General features: G+C 50.2%; 19 protein-coding genes, 1 pseudogene and 1 riboswitch. Of the genes and pseudogenes, 4 read left to right on the top strand and 16 right to left on the bottom strand.

Going from position 1 to position 18,113, the window contains the following annotated elements:
* Positions 1-4: 4 nt before the first annotated feature.
* The 3 genes from ACTNEN_RS11120 to fumC are packed head-to-tail and all read right to left on the bottom strand — an operon-like array spanning position 5 to position 2,588.
* Complete coding sequence (locus tag ACTNEN_RS11120) at positions 5-397, bottom strand: 4Fe-4S dicluster domain-containing protein (RefSeq protein WP_441206513.1); 393 nt, start codon at positions 395-397, stop codon at positions 5-7.
* 2 nt (positions 398-399) lie between these two features.
* Complete coding sequence (locus ACTNEN_RS11115) at positions 400-1,194, bottom strand: CoB--CoM heterodisulfide reductase iron-sulfur subunit B family protein (RefSeq protein ID WP_441206512.1); 795 nt, start codon at positions 1,192-1,194, stop codon at positions 400-402.
* A 17-nt stretch (positions 1,195-1,211) separates the two neighbouring features.
* On the bottom strand, positions 1,212-2,588 hold the full coding sequence (fumC, locus tag ACTNEN_RS11110) for a class II fumarate hydratase (RefSeq protein ID WP_441206511.1): 1,377 nt from the start codon (positions 2,586-2,588) through the stop codon (positions 1,212-1,214).
* Between the two features lie 248 nt (positions 2,589-2,836).
* A riboswitch (THF riboswitch) is annotated at positions 2,837-2,933 on the top strand.
* Between the two features lie 60 nt (positions 2,934-2,993).
* Between fumC and ACTNEN_RS11105 the strand changes: the two genes are divergently transcribed.
* A complete protein-coding gene (locus tag ACTNEN_RS11105; RefSeq protein WP_441206509.1) occupies positions 2,994-3,539 on the top strand; it encodes a folate family ECF transporter S component in 546 nt (181 codons plus the stop codon).
* 31 nt (positions 3,540-3,570) lie between these two features.
* Here the strand turns inward: ACTNEN_RS11105 and ACTNEN_RS11100 are convergent, their stop codons facing one another.
* Positions 3,571-4,536 (bottom strand): LysR family transcriptional regulator, encoded by a 966-nt coding sequence (locus tag ACTNEN_RS11100; RefSeq protein ID WP_441206507.1) that lies wholly within the window; start codon positions 4,534-4,536, stop codon positions 3,571-3,573.
* 420 nt (positions 4,537-4,956) lie between these two features.
* Between ACTNEN_RS11100 and ACTNEN_RS11095 the strand changes: the two genes are divergently transcribed.
* The gene (locus ACTNEN_RS11095; RefSeq protein ID WP_441206506.1) at positions 4,957-5,502 is read left to right on the top strand and encodes a flavodoxin family protein; all 546 of its coding nucleotides are present in this window, start codon (positions 4,957-4,959) and stop codon (positions 5,500-5,502) included.
* 196 nt (positions 5,503-5,698) lie between these two features.
* Here the strand turns inward: ACTNEN_RS11095 and ACTNEN_RS11090 are convergent, their stop codons facing one another.
* Positions 5,699-5,980 (bottom strand): glutaredoxin family protein, encoded by a 282-nt coding sequence (locus ACTNEN_RS11090; protein WP_441206504.1) that lies wholly within the window; start codon positions 5,978-5,980, stop codon positions 5,699-5,701.
* A gap of 87 nt (positions 5,981-6,067) precedes the next feature.
* Complete coding sequence (locus ACTNEN_RS11085) at positions 6,068-6,799, bottom strand: TIGR01906 family membrane protein (RefSeq protein ID WP_441206502.1); 732 nt, start codon at positions 6,797-6,799, stop codon at positions 6,068-6,070.
* A gap of 439 nt (positions 6,800-7,238) precedes the next feature.
* Here ACTNEN_RS11085 and hflX point away from each other — a divergent pair, with 439 nt between their 5' ends.
* Together hflX and ACTNEN_RS11075 are read left to right on the top strand one after the other, a co-directional pair.
* Positions 7,239-8,525, top strand: a complete 1,287-nt coding sequence (gene hflX, locus ACTNEN_RS11080; RefSeq protein ID WP_441206501.1) for a GTPase HflX — start codon at positions 7,239-7,241, stop codon at positions 8,523-8,525.
* 273 nt (positions 8,526-8,798) lie between these two features.
* The gene (locus ACTNEN_RS11075) at positions 8,799-9,311 is read left to right on the top strand and encodes a nitroreductase family protein (RefSeq protein ID WP_441206499.1); all 513 of its coding nucleotides are present in this window, start codon (positions 8,799-8,801) and stop codon (positions 9,309-9,311) included.
* A gap of 19 nt (positions 9,312-9,330) precedes the next feature.
* Here the strand turns inward: ACTNEN_RS11075 and ACTNEN_RS11070 are convergent, their stop codons facing one another.
* The 10 genes and pseudogenes from ACTNEN_RS11070 to ACTNEN_RS11025 all read right to left on the bottom strand — a co-directional run bounded on the left by ACTNEN_RS11070 (position 9,331) and on the right by ACTNEN_RS11025 (position 17,875).
* On the bottom strand, positions 9,331-9,762 hold the full coding sequence (locus ACTNEN_RS11070; RefSeq protein WP_441206498.1) for an SdpI family protein: 432 nt from the start codon (positions 9,760-9,762) through the stop codon (positions 9,331-9,333).
* Positions 9,746-11,212 (bottom strand): histidine phosphatase family protein, encoded by a 1,467-nt coding sequence (locus ACTNEN_RS11065; RefSeq protein WP_441206497.1) that lies wholly within the window; start codon positions 11,210-11,212, stop codon positions 9,746-9,748. The genes ACTNEN_RS11070 and ACTNEN_RS11065 overlap by 17 nt, the downstream gene beginning before the upstream one ends.
* Positions 11,213-11,377: 165 nt before the next feature.
* Positions 11,378-12,181, bottom strand: a complete 804-nt coding sequence (locus ACTNEN_RS11060; RefSeq protein WP_441206496.1) for a YlmH/Sll1252 family protein — start codon at positions 12,179-12,181, stop codon at positions 11,378-11,380.
* Between the two features lie 12 nt (positions 12,182-12,193).
* On the bottom strand, positions 12,194-13,102 hold the full coding sequence (locus tag ACTNEN_RS11055; RefSeq protein ID WP_441206495.1) for a DUF3881 family protein: 909 nt from the start codon (positions 13,100-13,102) through the stop codon (positions 12,194-12,196).
* An 810-nt stretch (positions 13,103-13,912) separates the two neighbouring features.
* Positions 13,913-14,143 (bottom strand): annotated as a pseudogene (locus ACTNEN_RS11050) (Txe/YoeB family addiction module toxin); the annotation flags it as partial.
* Positions 14,143-14,409 (bottom strand): type II toxin-antitoxin system RelB/DinJ family antitoxin, encoded by a 267-nt coding sequence (locus ACTNEN_RS11045; RefSeq protein ID WP_441206494.1) that lies wholly within the window; start codon positions 14,407-14,409, stop codon positions 14,143-14,145. The pseudogene ACTNEN_RS11050 and the gene ACTNEN_RS11045, both read right to left, overlap by 1 nt.
* A gap of 128 nt (positions 14,410-14,537) precedes the next feature.
* Positions 14,538-14,684, bottom strand: coding sequence for a hypothetical protein (locus tag ACTNEN_RS11040; protein WP_441206493.1), 147 nt, complete (start codon positions 14,682-14,684; stop codon positions 14,538-14,540).
* A 152-nt stretch (positions 14,685-14,836) separates the two neighbouring features.
* Positions 14,837-16,135 (bottom strand): Spy0128 family protein, encoded by a 1,299-nt coding sequence (locus tag ACTNEN_RS11035; protein ID WP_441206491.1) that lies wholly within the window; start codon positions 16,133-16,135, stop codon positions 14,837-14,839.
* A complete protein-coding gene (locus ACTNEN_RS11030; RefSeq protein ID WP_441206490.1) occupies positions 16,113-17,000 on the bottom strand; it encodes a class C sortase in 888 nt (295 codons plus the stop codon). Before ACTNEN_RS11030 ends, ACTNEN_RS11035 begins: the two co-directional genes overlap by 23 nt.
* Complete coding sequence (locus ACTNEN_RS11025) at positions 16,997-17,875, bottom strand: class C sortase (RefSeq protein ID WP_441206489.1); 879 nt, start codon at positions 17,873-17,875, stop codon at positions 16,997-16,999. The genes ACTNEN_RS11030 and ACTNEN_RS11025 overlap by 4 nt, the downstream gene beginning before the upstream one ends.
* Between the last annotated feature and the right edge of the window lie 238 nt (positions 17,876-18,113).

Below are 18,113 nucleotides of genomic sequence, written 5' to 3'. Positions count from 1 at the left end.
TCCTTTACTTCGTGTACTTACGAAATGCCGAAACAAGCAGCTGCTGCGGCATGTCCTCTGTCAAGCGCTCCGGCACCTGATCCGGCATCAGATGATTGCCGCCCTGCTTCCGCTCCACTGCGAGCCTGACTGCCTCAATGAGACGCGCCGGATCCACCTGTCTCGGGCAGCGCTCGATGCATGCCATGCAGGACAGACAGCGGTAAATCGACTTGCTGTTCATAAGCTTGTCAAGCTTGCCACCCTCAACCATGGCAACAAACTGATGCGGATGATACTCCATCTCGTCAAATGCCGGACAGGTTGCCGTGCAGCGACCGCATTTCATGCACTTACGAGGATTTACTCCACTGATCTCAAGGATCTCTTCCGGCGTCACTGTATAATTAGATGCCATACCTAGACCTCCTTCTTGACACCAAGTGCCTCGGCAAGCACATCCGTAAGATACCGGATGCTAACGCCTGTACCATCTGCATATTTTTTAAGATTATAGTAGCAGAGCGGGCAGGCGGTAATCAGCGTATCCGCACCCTGTGCTTTGGCATTGCCAAGGATCTGTTTTACTCTCTTTTCCGGTAGATCGCTGTCCTCGAGTGTAAGATATCCACCGCAGCACTCATTTCTCTGTGCATAAACCACAGGGGAAGCACCAATCGCTTCCAGGAAATCCTCCATGATCTTTGGATTTTCCGGATTGTCCATCGCCATCTTTTTACCGGGCCGCAATAAAAGACATCCGTAGTACGCGCCGATCTTCTGTCCCGTCAGCGGATGCTTTACCGCCTTTTTAACATTTGCAAAGCCCACAACGTCTCTCAGCAGCTCAAGATAATGCAGCACCCTGGTTTCCCCGTGATACTCCTGATGCTCTGTTGCAATATAGTTATTGACCTTTAAACTGAAATTCTCGTCATCAACGATGTCATAATTTGTCTGCTTCAGTACGTTATGACAGGCAGAGCAGAGCGTAACAAGCGTGCCGCCATTGTCTCTCGCGTACATCAGCGCCCGGACAGAAGAAAGCCGGATCGCAATCTCATCCCTGGAGAGCGGATACACACCGCCGCAGCACTGCCACTCCGGGATCTCGGTCAGCGGAACGCCCAGCGCCTCCGCCGCGTCACGTCCCCAGAGATCCAGCTCCTTTGCCTTGTTTTTTAACGTACAGCCTGGAAAATAGTTATACACCATCTGTCATGCCTCTCTCGTCAGACCATCTCTTCCGGATGGAATACCTGATCAAATTCTTCTGCCGTCAGAAATCCGAGCTTCACGCAGGCTTCTTTAAGCGAGATGTTTTCCTTGAATGCAAGCTGGCTTGTTTTTGCCGCCTTTTCATAGCCGATATACGGATTCAACGCTGTTACAAGCATCAGCGAATTATACAGGTTGTGATGCATCTTGTCCTTGTTTGCCTTGATGCCGACAGCACAGTTCTTATTGAAAGAACGGATGGACTCGGACAGAAGCCGTACAGACTGCTGGAAGTTATAGGCAATCACCGGCATAAAGACATTCAACTCAAAGTTACCCTGGGTCGCTGCCATGCCGATCGCCGCGTCATTACCGACAATCTGAACCGCAACCATGGTGACCTGCTCGCACTGGGTCGGATTCACCTTGCCCGGCATGATCGAGGAACCCGGTTCATTTGCCGGAATCGTGATCTCACCAAGACCATCTCTCGGACCGGAAGCGAGCCATCTCACATCGTTGGCAATCTTCATCATATCCGCTGCCATCGCCTTGACCGCACCATGGGCAAATACAATTTCGTCCTTGGAGGTCAGTGCATGGAACTTATTTTCCGCTGTCCGGAAGGTCTTACCGGTAAGTGCAGAAACCTTGGCAGCGACAAGCTTGTCAAAGCCTTCCGGCGCATTCAGCCCTGTGCCAACTGCCGTACCTCCCAAAGCGAGGCTCTTAAGCGGCTCTACGGCCAGCTTTACAAGCTCTATATCCCGCTCCAGCGAGCTTCTCCAGCCGCTGATTTCCTGTGAAAATGAAATCGGGACAGCATCCTGCAGATGTGTCCTGCCGGACTTTACAATCCCTTCATTGTCCTTTTCCAGCTTTTTAAAGGTCTCAATCAGCTCCGCAGCTGCCGGAATCAGCTTGTCCTCCAGCGCGAGAACTGCAGAAATATGCATTGCCGTCGGGAATGTATCATTGCTGGACTGACTCATGTTGATGTCGTCATTGGGATGGCAAAGTTTCTTGCCTGCGATGGAATTAGCCACATTGGCAATGACCTCATTGGCATTCATATTGGACTGTGTACCGGATCCGGTCTGCCAGACTACAAGCGGAAACTCATCCTTTAACTCTCCGCTGATCACCTGATCCGCTGCTCTCTCAATCACCTCAAGCTTCTCATCCGTCATCTTCTCCGGCTTCAGCTCATGATTGGCTTCGGCAGCCGCCTTTTTAAGGATGCCAAACGCATGTATGATTTCCTGCGGCATTGTCTCAATCCCAACACCAATCTGAAAGTTTTCATGACTTCTCTCTGTCTGTGCTCCCCAGCAATGATCTGCCGGCACCCTGACCTCGCCCATAGAATCATGCTCAATGCGGTATTCCATTTTTACCTCCAAACTCAACCAGTACAGCAGTCTCCTGACCTAAGTGTTTTATAAAGCAGTTTGTTTATAATAGACTGCTCTTTAAATTAGCTGCTGAGTATCAATATAAAACATGGTTAATTATTTGTCAATCTTTTGCAGTAGAATCTGTATTGAGATCTGCACAAAGAAAAGTGCCTGAAGGTAGTACAAATCGGTCAAAATGCCATTGCTCTTTTGCCGCTGATCCTATAAAATACGAGTCAACTTGCAGAGTAGATTCCGGCGCGTCAAGTGCCGGCTGAACAGGGAGTTGTCAGCCGGACGAAGGGTAAGACCGCGGTGCCGGGATCGCATCCCGCTGCTGCATAATGCGCGCTTGTGCCTCTTATGTGGTTACGGAAAACTTCATAGGAGGTATTTTTTATGTCTCATTGCTGGTCTCAATCCTTAGCTGAACTTCGTCGTCTCCGCGTGGTTGTCTTCCTCGGGCTGATGGGAGCTTTGTCTATTGCTCTCGAAGTCGTCGGTTCTATTTCCTTTGGACCATTTGTCAAGATCGGTATCACCGAGCTTCCAAATGTCGCCGTTGACTATCTGTTTGGACCTGCGGCAGGCGGGATCTTTGCCGCTGTGATGGATATCCTGAAATATCTCGCCCACCCGGACGGACCGTTTTTTCCGGGATTTACCATCAGCGCGATGGCGGGCGCCTTGATTTTTGGATTTATATTATATAGAAAAAAAGTAAGTCTTAAACGGCTGATCGCCGCCGAGATCCTGGTAAAGCTTATCGTAAATATCGGCCTCAATACCCTCTGGCTCAACATGCTTTACCATAAAGCGATCCTTGTGATCCTGCCGGCAAGAATTGTCTCTAATCTCCTACAGCTACCGGTTGATACCCTGGTGATCTTTGTTGTGCTTAAGGCCATCGACCGCACGATAAAGCCCGCCATGCAGGAGCGGTAAAAGGTTTTGTGCTTCCGATAGGATCGTGGTGTCAGCGGGCGTCCGCCGGGTAAGAAACATTAGCATATGCATCCTGCATATAATGGATAAAGGCACGTACAGAATTAGAAACATAGCGTTGATTGTTTAACAGGATGTAAAATCTCCGGAAAATCGTCGGATCGTCCAGCTTATAACAGCAGAGATGCAGATTTTTATGCTGGATCAGACGGTCACTGATAAATGCTGCCGCAAAACCCTGGTCCACAAGATGAAAGGCTGTAACGAGCTGGGAGATTTTAAGCTTGACGCGTGGCTCAATGTCGGCTTCATGAAACAGCTTTAGCGACCGCTCGTAGAGATTGTTACCTTCTTTTAATAAGATGAATTCCTCATTCTCAAATTCTTTCAGCGAAACGCACGGGCAATCCGTCTCCAGATGCCTGCCACGCATGACATCCTCCGCCGTCAAACGGAATTTCTGAAGGCGCGTATTGATGGGATCCTCCTGGGGAACCGCCAGAAGCACAATATCCGAGAAGACCGGATACCCTCCAAACTGGACAATGATATTGGGATCACAGTTTAACGTAACATCAATTTCTCTTTTTTTAAGCAGTTCCACGATCTCGCTGGAGCTGCTCTCGACAAGCTCAATCTCAATCCCGGGATACCGCTCATCAAATTCCTTAAGGATCGGCGCCAGTATATAGGAATTGATATAATGCGTTGCGCCGATGACAATTTTACCCTTTTTAAGATCGCGAATGTCCGCAAACTGCTGCTCCAGATCTTGTTCCAGATTTCTCGCCTTTTCCACTGCATCAATATAAATCCTGCCGGCTTGTGTCAATGTGACAGGCCGCGTACTTCTGTCAAACAAAGGCATGCCTATGGAGGCTTCTACCTTGGCCACTGCGATACTCAGCGCCGGCTGCGTGATATAGAGCTTTTCCGCCGCCTTGGAAAAGCTTCCGCTGCGGTAAATTTCATAAATATATTGCATGTCAAGCTGCATATTAAACTCCCTTCCGAAGCACTCCATTACGTTCAAAACATCAGATGCACTGTCCTTATTATAATTTGCAGCTTATATAAATGTAAATATCATTAATTAGATTTACTTTCTGTGGCATAACTGCCAAAATTTTATTCTGATTTGCAGCTGTCATATAAAACTCCGGCAGATACATCATTGCGTCCTTCGTAAGCTTTGTTGCCTCCAGCACTTCAATCAACGTAGTTTTCCGGTTGCGCTATCTCCACGCAAAATGGTCTCAAAATATTTTCTTCCTGAAAAATTATTCACTGAAAATATTTTCAGTATAAATTCTGCTCCTTCCTGATATAATAGGACAGCGTAGTATATAAGCCCTGCTTCACGGGTAGCATATCAGTACCAGGTGCTTTTCTATATCTTGCAAAAGGAGCGTGGCGAATGAAAAGAATTATGGTTTTAAATGGTTCCTCACGACCTCATGCATTCACGGATTCCTTGATCCAGTCATTTAAAGCTGGTGCCGAATCACAGGGGCATGAAGTTACAGTGATGGAATTACGGAATATGCACATTCACCCCTGCATTGGATGTCTGCATGGTGGAAAAAATCCCGACACGCCTTGCACACAGTCTGATGACATGGACAAAATTTATGCCCAGTACAGAAAATCCGACATCATCGTATTTGCAACGCCACTGTTTTTCTGGTCTTACAGCGGTCTTCTAAAAAATACGCTTGACCGCCTGTGGGCTTTAGCTGAATGTCCTCAGGATGCATTGCACGGAAACCATAAGAGTGGTGCACTTTTAGTTGCTGCCGGTGGAAGCCATCCGGAACAGCTGCTCATGCATTTTGACTATTTGATGACGCGGCTGGAGTGGTTTAATATTGGCAAAGTGGTCCTTGAGCACACCGACGATTTAGACATTCGCAACATTGCCCCCAATACGGAAGCATTTAACTTAGGCGCATCAATCAGTTGAGGTAGATCATGATTACGATTAGAAAAGCAGCATGCGGAGAGGAACAACATGTCCTGGATTTTTATTATGCCCTGATCGATGATATGAAAAATGCGACATATCCGAGTTTTTCGGAACGCATAAACTTGAAGCAGCGAGAGACGTGGTCACGACCGACAAACAAAAGCGCCGATCTCAACGACCGGCGCTTTTAATTTTACTCTGCAAGAGCGGTATCCAAAACCTTCTTTACATTCTCCTTGGCGGAATCATAGGACTCTCCAAGATGCGACTCGTAAATTTTCTGACCGTCAATGAACATCGCTGGTGTAGCCCAGTAATCATACTGATCGGCAATCTCCGGATGTGCTCCCTCATCAATTTCATCAAACTCAACTTTACTATATTCCGGATTTTCATTGATGAGCTCGGTCCGGGCCTTTCTTGCCTGCGCGCAATATGGACAACCCTGTACATAGAAAAAAGTAACCTTCTTCATCGGCTTACCTCCATAAATTCTTTAAGTGAAACCTACGTTTCTATCCTACCATGCCGGCATATCCCACGCAATGATTTTCCTTTGGTATCAGCCACGCCGCTTAGATCTACTCCGAAATGCAAAGATGATGTCTGGAATCAGCAGTGCCGCCACTGCGCCCAGGAATACCATAAAAACGCGGGCTGCGATATCGTAAAAAAAGCCTTCGGGCATGACATCAATCATGCGGCTCTCCCGCGGGTCAAAAAGCCAGTTCCCCTGGCTGAAAAATATTTCATGAAAAATCGTGAAATATTTTGTGAAATCTGTCATTGCGAGTAAGCCCAGGATAATGACAAGTGTCAGGATCACGGCGCAGGTAACGAGATATCCTCTGCCCAGGATCCGCAATGCCTGCCCATGCGCAAGTACGATCAGGAGTGCGGCAATCGCAAGCAGCGTCAGGATCGCAAGCGCCCGCAGCGTGAGGCAGCGCACAAATAAAACCCGAACGTCTGCCATGTGAGATTTTTCATTCGCATTGTAAAACTCGGCAGGCTCGCCATTGATGGTTGTCTCCACAATCAGGTTTTCCCGGTCGCCGCGCAGGTAAATCATGGTCTGCTCCATGACCTTGTCGAGGTCCTCCATGGTCATTTCGTCGCCCTTCCAGGTCTTCATCGTCTCGAGCACCTGATATTTCTCAAATTCGTGATGGTACAGTCCGGGCATCCAGTAGCACACCGCCTCAAACGAAGTCACAAAAATGACAAAGAGCAGCAGGATGGCAAAGACCGCGGACAGCGCCGCATATATACATCGCTTCATAGTTTGTTTCATAATGTCTCCATTCTGTCGGCTGGTCCGGCAACGATCATGATATTGAAAACGCTGACCTGGTTCACGCTATCGCCCACATCTGGTGAAATAGCGTCTTACCGTCTCCTGGTAGTGCCGCACATCAAACGATCTTCCGCATCCAAAATGATTGCTCTGGCGACTGCGTTGTGGTGGAGCAAGGCTCATTGCGTTGTTGCAGGATGTGACCAGTCCGGCTATACTATACAGCAGTTTAGCACGGTTGATGCCAATGTGCCATGCCTAAGCCGGGCACTCACCCGCCGGTATACTGGCGAGTGGTTCATCCGAAGTGTTTGCACGTTTCCGTTTCGGATGACTTTTGGGCTTAAAAATTGAGAGGGGGCAGCTGGTCCGCTGAGGATGTTGCCGGTACGCAGCGTAAGTCCGCAGGGACCGCAGAAAGGAAACAACTTAAGGTATGTACGATAACGAGCTTTTAGATAAAAAAAGAAAAACAATACTTGTAGGGGCGTGCTTCTCCGGTGATAAGGGCTTTGAGGTCAGCATGGAGGAGCTGCGCGGGCTGGCAGAAGCCGAAAATCTCGAGGTGGTCGCGACGATCACCCAAAATATCGTGAGTGAGGATGCTGCCTACTTCATCGGCTCCGGCAAGGTGGAGGAAATCAAGCAACGGGTATTTCTGGAGGACGCGGATCTCGTGGTCTTTAACAACGCCCTCTCTCCGAAGCAGCTTGCAAACCTCGCGCACGATCTCGAGGTCGAAGTCATTGACCGCACCAACCTCATTTTAAATATATTCGCGGACCGCGCGCGGACCCGGGAAGCCCGCATGCAGGTCGACGCCGCCAAGCTCCAGTACATGCTGCCGCGGCTCGTCGGTCTCCGCCAGAATCTCTCCCGGCAGGGCGGCACCGGCGGATCCATGTCCAACAAGGGCGCCGGCGAAACCCAGATCGAGCTCGACCGCCGGCACATTCAGAAGCAGCTCGCCGCACTTCGCCGCGAATTAAAGGAAATTTCGCAGAACCGCCTCACCCAGCGGAAAAAGCGTGAGCACAGCGGTATGCCTCTCGTCGCGCTGGTGGGCTACACCAACGCAGGCAAATCCACCCTGATGAACCAGCTGATTGACACCTACGGACAGGACGAGGACAAAAAGGTCATGGTCAAGGACATGCTTTTTGCCACACTGGACACCACCGTTCGCAAAATCACGCCCGGCGACCACCGCGACTTCCTGCTTTCGGACACTGTCGGATTTATCAACAACCTTCCGCATGACCTCGTGGACGCCTTCCGTTCGACCTTGGACGAGGCGCTCAACGCCAATCTGATCCTCGAGGTTGTGGATTTCTCGGACCCGAATTATCAGATGCAAATGGATGTGACCGCGCAGACGCTCAAGGATCTCGGAGCGGGCTCTATCCCGGTGCTGTATCTCATGAATAAATCCGACCGCAAATACCCGCTGTCTGAGCTTCCGATTGTCCGCGACGAAAAAATTTATCTCTCCGCAAGCCGGGGCATTGGTTTAAAGGAACTGCTCGAGCAGATTGACCGGAAGCTTTTTGCCAACTACTTTACCTGTGAGCTCCTCATCCCCTATGCGGACGGCGGGATCGAAAACATTCTCCGGGAGCAGGCGCAGGTGCTGGAAACGGAATACCGGGACGATGGCATTTACATGCGCGCCAGCGTGAGCCACGAGCAGCTCCAGCGATACAAGAAATATATCATTTTCTAAATTAGGATCTATTTCTATTTTACGGCGCAGACGAAAATTTTTCCAGGAAGGCAAAAAAAGCTTGCATCATACCCCTATAGGATAGATCGTAACTCCTCCAGCAATCATCCAGCATAGCGTATGTAATGATAACCTGTCCCATGGGCTTTGATGAAAGGACTTCATCCGCAAAGCTTGATTCCTCCTCCCGCTTGCGGTAGAATATGCCCAATCTTCGCTCCCGGCAGCATTACCCGCTGCCGCAAATCCAGCAAGACATCGGAGGTTAACATTATGGATTTTCTTCAATTAGCAAAAGAAAGATGTTCCTGCCGGAAACTCTCGGACAAGCCGGTAGAACAGGAAAAGATTCAGCAGATTCTGGAGGCGGCGCAGGCTGCTCCAACAGCGCACAACAAGCAGCCGGAAAAAATCTGGGTGATCTCGGATCCGGCAAATATCCAGAAACTTCGCGAGGCGACGACCTGTACGTTCGGTGCTGGGTTGTTCTTTGTCGTCGGTGCAAACCCGGAACAAGGATGGGTCCGTGAATCCGACGGCAGAAACTTTGCGGACATCGACGCGGCAATCGTCGGCACGCATATCATGTTTGCCGCAGAGAGTCTCGGCCTGCACAGTACCTGGGTCGGCTGGTTCGATCCGAAAATCCTGAAAAAAAATTTCCCGGGAATGGAAGGATACGACCTGATCGCCATTTTTCCGGTAGGCTATGCGCTTCCCGAGGCACACCCCTCACATCTGCATGGAGACCGGAAAGCAGTCAGCGAGATCGCGGAATTTCTCTGATCCGCCGGAGCCGCCGCGTTCAAACCCCGCTGCTCCCGCTTTTCATCCTTCTCCGCCCGGCCCAGGACGCGCGACTTCCGGATTTCGGCCTTCGATGTGTTCGATTCCAATTTTCCTCATTTGCCGGCGTCCAGGGAATCATTATTCCGATGGTATAGTTCTGCCTTGTTTTTGGCAGATAATTTCCGACCACCAAAAACACCGCGGCCAAAAACAGTTCCATATAGAACGTGATATCCACAGGATATCCCAGATTAACGGAATATTCGATTGCCGCGACAGCAAGGGAAACCACAGGGACGATCCATAGAATCAGCGTGTACATTTTCGGGTTGATATTCTGCTTTCTAGGGTCATGCGCGGTGATCAATGCGCAGAGCCAGTGAACAGCCAGAAGAAACGCCGACAGCCTGCTGTGCGGAGACGGTGATTTGTCACCTTTTGTCTTCAACCACCACACAGTTGCGTTGCTGTTTTGCCTGATACAAAACCGCGTCAGCCTGATCCACGGCATCCATCAACATGCTGCTCCCATACACGCCGCCAATGCTCAGGGTCAGGGAAATCTGCGGGAACTCGGGCACGGTCACCGACTGCACGGAAGAACGGATTTCTTCCAGTTTTCTCACAAAGACATCTCTTGGAATATTATCAAAACCAATCAGGAATTCATCACCGCCATACCGGATCACAATGTCGCTCTTGCGCACACAGCCGGTGATTGCCCGCGCTGCAGCCCGCAATGCGCAATCACCTGCCCTATGCCGCCAGTTATCATTAATCTCTTTGAAATAATCGATGTCGATCATCGCTGCCGCCTGCACGGTCAGTCCGGAAACCTGCTCATCATAATAGCGGCGGCTGGAAACTTCTGTCAGGGAGTCCTTGAACATGCGGTCATTATACCGGGTGATCCTCGAGACGAATTTATTCTTTCCTTCTGCATCAATCAGGATAGAATCATCCAGATGCAGGATTGCCTCCATAACACACGGAGCCCCATCCACCTCAAGATAATTTGCCATCATGAAGTAGATTTCCTCATCCGCAAATTCAAATTTGCAGGAACGCTTCCTGGTATGCAATGTCCTGGATGAAATGCAGTTGGCACACCTGCCATGCTTTTTCCACAGGGCAAAGCAGTAATCTTTTGCCAGTTCTGTGGTTCCATCCGCATGGTAGATGATCTGACGCATAGCTACAGGATTCACTATCCGCACGGTATCAAACACGGTGCGGATGCTTTCGAGCCTTGTCTTCAGCTGCGCATAGGTCAGTTGATCGGAAGGAGCGGGATCCCCATTGCTTTCCTCCGGAAGATGATCATCGGTGCGATCATCCGGGATATGATCTTCAAATTTGTACTCCCTGACTTCCGCATTCTTTATCCCGAAGGCTGCAAACTCCTCATTGCTCATATCGTGGAAGTAGGATTCGATCATCCGCGATATTCCATTGTGCGCGACAAGCAGGTATGTCTTTCCCGGCTCTTTTCGAATATCGTCAATCAGGTTGTAAATCCTTTGTGCCGTCTTCATCATGGATTCTCCGCCACCGTAACCGTCAGCGAAGTTCTCCTTTGCCCTGGCAAATTCCGCGCCGTCCCTAGCGGTTCCCTCCCATCTGCCAAAATTCTGCTCCACCAGGCGCGGCTCAATCCTCACCGGAACATCGATTCCATGCGAGATTTCCATCGCTGTATCATACGCGCGGGACAGCGGGGAGGTAAGGATCTCATCGATATGGATCTCGCCATGATCAATCTTATCTCTTAGCATCTGCCCGGTCTTTCTTGCCTGTGCATGGCCAAGCTCCGTCAACGGACTGTCCGTCGCACCACAGATTTTATTTTCAACATTCCATACCGTCTGTCCGTGACGGACAAAGTAAAAATGACCCATCTTTTCTTACCTCCCGTTTCTGCTTCCTCTGTTCTTCTTCCTCTGGTGAAGCATTTCCCGATGCATGTCATGCTCTCACCATTCGCATCGCTTTGATCTCCCTGGTCACCGGAAAGTACGCGATAAAGCAAATTATGCACGAGCTGGGAAAATTAGAACCCCGCCTCAGACATACACCCGGACTTTTGCAAACACGCGACCTTTGCGGGTGAGGGGTCCGGCGCCTGTATAGATGAATTTGCCGTGCCCGCGGACGGAAACCCGATCCCCGGGCTTCAGGAGATAGCCCGCGCTCAGCATGGTTTGCCCACCGACAAATACCTGTTCTGCAGAAATCAGCTCCTGCGCCTTGGTACGGGAAAGATGATACACCATGGCAAGCACCGCATCCAGCCGTTCGGAAGCAACCGAACCGCTGACCTCCTCAAATTTCGGCTCCAGCGTGCATGCTACGGGATTTACAATTTCGCACTGCACCGTGGTATGCTTCACCTGCAAGAGCTCCTTTGAGACAAGCTCCGCAATTTCGTTCAAAACAAAAATATAGGCTTCCTCCTCGCCTACGAGGATATCTCCGATTTTATCCCGCACAATGCCGAGGTTCATGAGCGCGCCCAGATAATCCCGATGCGTCAGCGCATCCGCAAATTTTCTGTTGCGTGGAAGTACATGCACAAGCTTGATCACACTGCCGGTCTCGGGTTCAAAGCGAAGAAAGTCTGCCTCGCTCTGGTAGCTTGGCAAAAAACAGACCACATTCCGGTCCGCGTCCTGTCTCCCGCCATAGACCACAAAGGGCACGCCATTCACGGTTCGGGTATTGCCGGAAATGCCCTGCTTCCTGAGGATCTCATAAAACAAGGCGAGGTCCGACGCCGACAGAAAATCTGTGTGCGTCAGATAGTCGTTCTGATAGGTTTTGATTGACAGGTCGCGGATCCTCCCTGCCAGCAAATTGTTTTCATCCATGGTATGCCCTCATCAAGAATCCTGGCTATCCTCCTGTGCGGTGTCCTCCGCAAATTCCATCTCGCCCTGCATCCAGATCTTTCCTTTGAAGCGCCGGCCCACCGCGGGCACACCAACGAGGTCCGACTCATTGATGCAGACATGGAACACCGTGTCATTGCAGCTCAGCCGGAGATCCACCACCTTTTCATGCGTGTATACATTGGACTTCACACGGATCCCCGTGATCTCCCCGATAATACTGTACTGGTCACATTCGACGCCGGTCGGCATAAAGCTGGTCTCCACCAGCGAATACAGATCTTCGGTCTCAATCCGGCGGCTGATCTCGGACATCAGATTCATATCTGTTTCCGTCAGGGTTTCGATTGCATCCTGATCCCCGTTTTTTGCCGCCTCGTAAAGCCGCTTCCGCTCACGGCGCCTGCGTCTGGCACTTTCTTCGTCCTCCTCATGCTTCTCCAGCGGCAGCAGAATCTTCCCTTCTACGGCAAGTCCGGTAAGAAACGCCTGGCGAACCTGCGGATGCATTTGCATGCGCTCGAGCTCCCGCATCTCGACGGAATTACACAAGTAGAAAATCAGCGTGATCCCGGAGCGGAAATCCTCGAGTACCCCGGCGTACGTCTCACGCTCCGCATGGCGCTCCACCGAGCCCTCCTCCGTCATCGTCCCGTCGTAGCTCCGGACATAAGGAAAATAATAATCCCGCCGGAAATTCCCCTGCGCGTCGCGTTCACCGACCACCGTGATGCCCATGGACGGCGCCACCTGCAGCTGATACTGCTCGATCACTCTGCCATTGCCCGCGCTTATCACCCGGGTCCGGTATTTCTCTGAGACGGCGCGATTAAGGTAAAACTCCATCCCATGGTCATCTTCAATTTTTGAAAATCCGATCGATCGTAAAAATTTATGCATTCCTCAAAGACTCCTCCAAGCACACCATGGCTGTAACTTCCCGTATGATACACTAATCATTTTGCGAATGCAATATGCCGTTTCATTCATTATTACCTTATTATTATCGTTCAATCTGTCGTATTCATATTATTTCTTTTGAAAATCATAGATTACAACTTAGCCCTCCAGATCTTGGTTTCTGCCACGGTCCTTGGCATCGCGAATGCCCTGGCAGAAGGTCATTTTAAGTTGGATGATGATGACAAGGATTGAGGTTTTTTATGAGCAAGTATGAAGCAGAAATTGACCGCATTATAAAAGAAGACAACGGATATCTCCTCATCTCATCCGTCGAGAAACACGGGATTTTCAGAAAATACGCTTATGAGTATCTATCGGACCGCCCAGAGATAAAAAAACTTGGAAAGGGCATTTACTGCACTCCTATGGCTATTCCTGACATGATGTTCGTTGTGACCAGAAGGAACAAAAAAGCCGTGCTTTCCCATCAGTCCGCGCTTTACCTTAACGACTTGCTGCCTTCCCCGCCGGTCCGGATCGCACTTACTGTTCCTACCCTTTACATGCGATCCCATTTAAATCCCAGGGACTATGACGTATACAGAAGCGCGGAAGATCTCTTTCCCGTCGGACGGCTTCGCATGCTTTCTAAACTTGGGAATCCTGTCGTCTGTTACGACCGGGAGAGGGCTGTCCTTGACATCATCCGGGAGTTGAACCGGAAACACCACTTTGAGGATGAAATCGCCGCGAGCCGCGCCATCCGCCTTTATTTCCAGAATCCCGATTTCCGGAATCTTCCAAAGCTATATGAATACGCGGATCTTTTTCATAATAAACAATCCTATTGGTATCATCAATACGCCTGCTCCACATACCGCTTAGATTTTCCTTTAGCGGTTCAGGCTTCCCGATACCCTCAAAGGTGCTTCTCTAAATATCCTTGATAAGTCCGTTAATTCTTTTCAGCGTTTTCTTATCCTGCGTCTGCCAGTACAGATAATCACTCCACGCTCTATCTTCCCATAGCAACCTCATTAGTCCGCCTCTATCAAGTCATGCTCTGCGAAATGGGCTTTACCGTCCTTAATATCACGCACGATATTTTCCAAATAACGGATATTGCTATCAGAATAAAACGGGTCTACCGACACCTCAAAAGGAATACGCTTTTCTCTGCCTACTTTTTTAGCAAACACAGTGAACGCCGCACTCATGGAAAGACCTAATTCAGAACACGCCTGTTCCATGCTCTTTTTTACATCTGCGTCCAACTTGAAATTAACATTAACTGTCTGTGACATATACAACACTCCTTTCTTGCTTATAGTATATGCAATAGAAAAGAAATAATCAAGAAAATTTCTTTGATTTTTCTTTATCATTTGTAGTATTTTCACATTTCATTCACTGTCATTTTGAAACAAGATTTTTAATATCTGGAAAGGTAAACGGTTTCATTATCCAGTGCACGACGCTCCGCCTTGAGATAATCCGAGATTGATTTTGCCGAAAATGTATCTCCGACATTGCTGAAAGTGTATTTTACCACACGCTCCAACTGATCGACCTTTCTCACCTGATTTCGTCTCACAATATCAGAGAAGATCGTGGAATTATAAATATCCCTCACAATCGTGTAGATTATCTGAATTTAATTTTGATTCTTGCCTTTATTTGCGCCGGCACAAAAAACCGGGGGCTCTGCTTCCGCAGAGCCCCCGGACATTTTTACTTCTCCCCGTGACGCTTCTTCTTATTCAGCATATTCCACAAAATCAGCAGGATTGCCGCAAGCACGATGCCGGCGCCATAGAGCAGCATGTTGCTGGCATCGCCGGTCTTGACATTTCTGGACGCGCCCAGCACCTGACCAATCGGGCTGTTTTCCACCGCGTCCCGGATCGCTCCAAGCACCTCACCCGGCGTTGTCTGAGTCGGTGTCGGCGTATTCCCCTGCGGAGTCACCGCATGATACCCGGTGGTTCCACTGCCACCGCCACCACCGCCGGAGTGCCCATGCGACTTCGTCTCCGGCACCTCCGGAGCCTTGTAGACATTGGAAAACTCCACCTTATCCACGACCTCATTATTTTTAGTAATTACGGACTGCACTGCAAGCGTATCGTCTGCAGTACGAACCACATTGACCGTCATCACATAAGCCGAAGTATCATAGGTGTATTCCTTGATATCTCCCGGAACCTCCGAAAACGTATAGGTATACGGACCGCCCACAGCATCAAACCTAATCTCACCAAACTCGACACTACCGGCACCCGCAGTCACCGTCTTGACCGCACCAGCCACCGTTCCCTCCGGCATCGGCGCACCCGCACTCGGCGTCATGGAAAACGTAAACGTCTCCCCACGGCTGATCACATTCCCCTGCGGATCCTTGACGACCTTACTTACCGGCGGATCAAGCTGAACCGGAGCAAACCGTCCGGTCTTGGGATACGCCTCTATTTCATACTCATACTTGTATCCCGTCTCACTGCCCTTCGGCATGATCACGAGAAACGGATTCACCTTATGATACGCATTGTCCGCCATCTCCTGCCGCACAAGATACAGACCGACCGGCAAATCCGTAACCGTATCCCCCGTCTTGATATCTGCTACATCCGCCGCAACATTCTGCTCTAGCGCAAACTTCTCAAGCTCCTTAGGCAGCACCGCCGCCTTATCCTCCATCGTCTCCCGCGTAAGCATCACACCGCTATCCTTAAACGGATCCGTAAGCCTAAACTCTGTCACGGACGTCCCATCCACAACATCTCCAACCTTGTACAAAGCAAAGGTTCCCGCCTTGTCCTTGTCCACCGCCTTGCCGTCCTGATCCTGATCCCCGGGGATAATGGTAATACTCCCCTTCCGCTCAGCGTCATACCCCGCCGCGCCGGATTCTGATACGGATTCGGATGCCGTATCGGATACGGATGCGAATGCCGTCATCGCCTGCAGGGAAATCACTGCTCCCACCGTAAGACCCAGCAGCCACCTCTTAACATGTCTTGCTTTCATCATCTGACCCACCTGATCCTCTCTCGTTACTATGGTCCTTTTTCTTTGCAGGCATGAGCAGCGCAATCAAAAACAGCACCGCAACCCCCATCACCGCAAACGGAATATACTTCTGTACCTTCTCCTGTGTCGTAAGCTCCCGCTCCACATGCTGCACCGGGATACTCTTGATCTCCTGCTCCGGCAGATTCTCAATCCGATGCCCCCGCACCAGAAGCCTGTGCGTATTAATCCCATACGGCGTACACGTCATCAGCGTCACATAATCCTGACCATCCACCACCTGCAGCGCATCCAGCTCACTCGGCAGCACCGTCAAAATCTGATCCACCTGATACGTCATCTTCCGGTCCAGCACCGTGATGATAAAGACATCACCCTCTGAAAGCTCCGGCAGATCCGTAAACAGCTTCGCGCTCGGCAGCCCCCTGTGCGCACTCAGCACCGCATGTGTACCGGCACCACCGATCGGCAGACTCGAGCCCTCCAGATGCCCCACCGCTTCATTGAGCACCGCGCCCGAGGTCCCATGGTAGAATGGAAGCTTCACGCCAATCTTCGGAATCTCCACATATCCCATGATCCCGGAGTCATCCACATGCAAGGTCTCCTCATATCCCGCCGTCCGGCTCTCCTCCGAAAACGGATTGGGATTGTCGCGAAGCCTTGCGTTGTAGTCCTCCGCCGCCTCAAAATATTTTGTAAAGTCCTCCGGCGTAATATCCTTCACCGCATCCTCGTAATTTACCACGACACGCGACGCATGCATCTCATTCACATAGTCGCTGATATACGGATAAAGCACTACACCAAGTCCCGCAAGGAACACAAGGACAATCAAAACTGTAGCTAAAAAACGTTTCTTCACTCCATATCCTTCCGATGTTTCCGCTCCCCCGACTTCTTGTCACTGATCGGAAGCAGCAGATAGATAAAGAACAAAACCAGCGCCGGCACCACGAAATTCCAGGAGAAATGGAACCTCACGGTCTCATACTGACCAGAATCCTCTGAGGAAACCGGAGCAGAAGCATAAGCAGCTTCTACATCCTCCACCCGGTGACCACGCACCAGAAGCCTCTGTGTATTGATCCCATACGGCGTGCAGGTAAGCAGCGTTACATAATCCTGGTCCGGATCCACCAGCAGCGCCTCCGTCTCATCCGGATCCACCACCAGCTTCTCATCCACCTCATACGTAAGCGTCCGGTTTAACACCGTGATGACAAACCTGTCACCCTCCGTAAGCACCGGCAGATCACTAAACAGCTTGGCACTCGGAAGCCCCCGATGCGCACTCAGCACCGCATGCGTACCCTGGCCGCCTACCGGAAGCGAAGTCCCTTCGAGATGCCCCACAGCCTCATTGAGCACCGCCTCACTCGTCCCATGGTAAATCGGATAACGGATGTGAATCTTATCAATCGTAATGTATCCGATGATCCCGTTGTCCTCCGGCTCGTCCAGTGCCTCCATATAGCCCGTCAGATCCTCCGGCGTATAGAACCGCATCGGATCCGCCAGTAACTGTGCGTTGAATGCATCCGCCCTTGCAAACTGCTCCTGGTAATCGTTGTCCGACATTTCCTCTACTTCTGTATCATAGTTTACTACGACCTTGGACGAATGTCTCTCGTTTATGTAGTTGCTCACGGTCGGATACAGAAAAATCGACAGCCCCAGCAGGAAGATCAGAACCACCAGCGATGTCGATATATCTTTTTGTTTCTTGAAGATCTTCATGGCTGTCTCCTCACTCCTGCCCGATGTCCTATTGCCGGAATCTCACATTACCGAATTACCGGATTTTTTAGTTACCAGATTATCTGATTACCGGATTTGCTAATCGTCTTATTTCCTAATTGTCTGATTATCTATTTCCAATATTTCATTGCGAATGTTTCACGTCCCGGAGAGTCCCAGGAACCGGGCTCCGGAAAGCCCGGCTCCTGAGCTACTCCCGGATGTCAAGCATCCAGGT

The organism is Oribacterium sp. HCP28S3_H8 (assembly GCF_052064775.1).
Lineage (GTDB): Bacteria > Bacillota > Clostridia > Lachnospirales > Lachnospiraceae > Oribacterium.
Note: the sequence above shows the minus strand (reverse complement) of the source record. Positions and strands in the feature narration are given on the sequence as shown.

Coding starts and splice junctions, on each gene's coding strand:
- ACTNEN_RS11120 (WP_441206513.1), bottom strand. CDS start 397: ATGGCATCTAATTATACAGTGACGCCGGAAGAGATCCTTGAGATCAGT.
- ACTNEN_RS11115 (WP_441206512.1), bottom strand. CDS start 1,194: ATGGTGTATAACTATTTTCCAGGCTGTACGTTAAAAAACAAGGCAAAG.
- fumC (WP_441206511.1), bottom strand. CDS start 2,588: ATGGAATACCGCATTGAGCATGATTCTATGGGCGAGGTCAGGGTGCCG.
- ACTNEN_RS11105 (WP_441206509.1), top strand. CDS start 2,994: ATGTCTCATTGCTGGTCTCAATCCTTAGCTGAACTTCGTCGTCTCCGC.
- ACTNEN_RS11100 (WP_441206507.1), bottom strand. CDS start 4,536: ATGCAGCTTGACATGCAATATATTTATGAAATTTACCGCAGCGGAAGC.
- ACTNEN_RS11095 (WP_441206506.1), top strand. CDS start 4,957: ATGAAAAGAATTATGGTTTTAAATGGTTCCTCACGACCTCATGCATTC.
- ACTNEN_RS11090 (WP_441206504.1), bottom strand. CDS start 5,980: ATGAAGAAGGTTACTTTTTTCTATGTACAGGGTTGTCCATATTGCGCG.
- ACTNEN_RS11085 (WP_441206502.1), bottom strand. CDS start 6,799: ATGAAACAAACTATGAAGCGATGTATATATGCGGCGCTGTCCGCGGTC.
- hflX (WP_441206501.1), top strand. CDS start 7,239: ATGTACGATAACGAGCTTTTAGATAAAAAAAGAAAAACAATACTTGTA.
- ACTNEN_RS11075 (WP_441206499.1), top strand. CDS start 8,799: ATGGATTTTCTTCAATTAGCAAAAGAAAGATGTTCCTGCCGGAAACTC.
- ACTNEN_RS11065 (WP_441206497.1), bottom strand. CDS start 11,212: ATGGGTCATTTTTACTTTGTCCGTCACGGACAGACGGTATGGAATGTT.
- ACTNEN_RS11060 (WP_441206496.1), bottom strand. CDS start 12,181: ATGGATGAAAACAATTTGCTGGCAGGGAGGATCCGCGACCTGTCAATC.
- ACTNEN_RS11055 (WP_441206495.1), bottom strand. CDS start 13,102: ATGCATAAATTTTTACGATCGATCGGATTTTCAAAAATTGAAGATGAC.
- ACTNEN_RS11045 (WP_441206494.1), bottom strand. CDS start 14,409: ATGTCACAGACAGTTAATGTTAATTTCAAGTTGGACGCAGATGTAAAA.
- ACTNEN_RS11035 (WP_441206491.1), bottom strand. CDS start 16,135: ATGATGAAAGCAAGACATGTTAAGAGGTGGCTGCTGGGTCTTACGGTG.
- ACTNEN_RS11025 (WP_441206489.1), bottom strand. CDS start 17,875: ATGAAGATCTTCAAGAAACAAAAAGATATATCGACATCGCTGGTGGTT.